Genomic DNA, 1,942 nt, shown 5'->3' with positions numbered 1-1,942 from the left:
AATATTTTTAAGACAATAAAAGAACCACCCTTATCTGCCTGATAAGCAGGGCGGTTCTTCTCGCAAAAAAATCAATAAAGTGAACCGATCCTTAAGATTTAAGGATCAACTTAATTTTACCAAGTGTTTAGAACTAAAATCAATAACTTGCAATTCGGTATCGTCAACAAATACACACTGCGTAAACATAGAACTGTTATGATTACACGTCAAATTCATTCTTCTATAATTGCGTACTGCCCTTCAAAAAACTGCAACAAATCAAAATTTTGTTTGTCCATCGTTATTTATCTCGCTTTTCTATGAACTGTGCTATTTGCTCTTCTGTCAACTCATCTGGGGCTATATTATTTTCTTTGCAAAACTTATACAATGCACGTACTTTGATTTTAGTGTTTGATGGTACAGCATATACACCATCTTTAAAGCCAACTTCAAAGTTCTTAATTCCATCTCTATCCACCTTAGCTCCCCCTATATTTCAAATTAAATCTATGTAATTATATTCCATTTACGTAAAACATGCTCTGCAACGTATTTTATTAACCCTATCTCTTTATCTAAAATACTATCATTTAAGTTAGGTATAAAATTATATCCCTCTTTAGTTTCCTTTGCATGAACCAGCGAACACCTAACAGTATATAGACGTTTTGCTATCGTATCTAAAACATTTGATTTGTCTAATGGCAAAAGTGCAGGATAATTAGTATTTAACTCTGTGAAGTGTGTACACAAACCATTTGTTGTAATCCATTCAAATACCAATTCATTTTCTAATGAAGTGCGAATTAAATAATCAAGTACCCTCAATTCTTTAAATATTGTCAGTTCTGACTTTTGGAAAGCTCTTACAAAAAAATATTCTATTACTTGATAATATGCTAAATACTTATGACGAGGCACAGTTGTGTAATTTGCAAAATTGAAATATCGAAACGGAGCTTCCTCATAGTGAGTATTCCAGATCATTAAAGATAAATTTTCATTGTGAGCTTCGATTTTCTCCTTAAAGCTATAGCTTGTACGCTTAAAACAAAGATTAAGATTAACATCGCATTCGAATAATACTTTTTCTACCAATAATTCAAATTCCTGAGCATTATTAAATAAAGCATCATCCCATATTTGTAGTGTAAAATCATATTTATCATCTCTGCACGACTCTATATAGCCATTTTCCTCTATTCTGTATTGATCATAAAATGTATGCCAAAATAAATCACTCATTTTCCCGATATAACCTACAATTTTATTATCAATTTTTATATCAATGCCGATCCTTTCGATATAATCATATCCATTTATTAGCCTTTCCTTTGTATTAGTGTCTGCAGGTTCTAATAAAATTTCATAATAATTAGCACATTTTAAAGTGGAGTTTCCATTTCTAAAATAACAATAAATTATTGATGAAGACATAATTTTCATTGCCGTATACAATAGTGATTCTGAGTTTTCTTCGTTTACACATGTTCTTTCAACAACCTGTTTAACCAACTCTACTAATTCAACATAAGATTTTTTCATCTCATCAATTAAATCTTCACAATAATATTTTTCTATCCATTCAACATAAACTTCTGCATCCCATGATAAGAACCATTCTACAAGTTTATCCTTTTGAATATTCCGATGACCATTCATTCCATAATCACGAGTCATTAAACAGCACCCCATTTTTACTATTACTGCAACATTACAACCATAAGTATCCTGTAAATTCCATTTGTTATTTAATTGTACTATAAAAATTTCTCTTGACCTAAAAATTATCAGTATAAAGAAATACCATCGTTTTTATATCCGCTTTTTCCTTAACTTCCTTAAACCTTCATGCTCTACTATGTATCCGACTAAAAAACTCGCTCCTCCTCCCCTTTTCCCTTAACTCTACTCAAACCCTTGCTACTATTAGCCTTAAGTCTATTCCCAATATTCT

General features: G+C 30.8%; 2 protein-coding genes. Both read right to left on the bottom strand.

The features are described from left to right. Positions 1 to 283 precede the first annotated feature (283 nt). Positions 284 to 463, bottom strand: a complete 180-nt coding sequence (locus tag T323_RS0115775; protein ID WP_026674121.1) for a hypothetical protein — start codon at positions 461 to 463, stop codon at positions 284 to 286. Positions 464 to 492: 29 nt separating this feature from the next. After that, positions 493 to 1,665 (bottom strand): hypothetical protein, encoded by a 1,173-nt coding sequence (locus T323_RS0115770; RefSeq protein WP_035179011.1) that lies wholly within the window; start codon positions 1,663 to 1,665, stop codon positions 493 to 495. Positions 1,666 to 1,942 lie beyond the last annotated feature (277 nt).

The organism is Alkalihalobacillus bogoriensis ATCC BAA-922 (assembly GCF_000621445.1).
In the GTDB taxonomy this organism is placed as follows: Bacteria; Bacillota; Bacilli; order Bacillales; family Bacillaceae_F; genus Bacillus_AO; species Bacillus_AO bogoriense.
The sequence above is the reverse complement of the archived record's forward strand: the minus strand, read 5'-3'. Positions and strand labels throughout refer to the sequence as shown.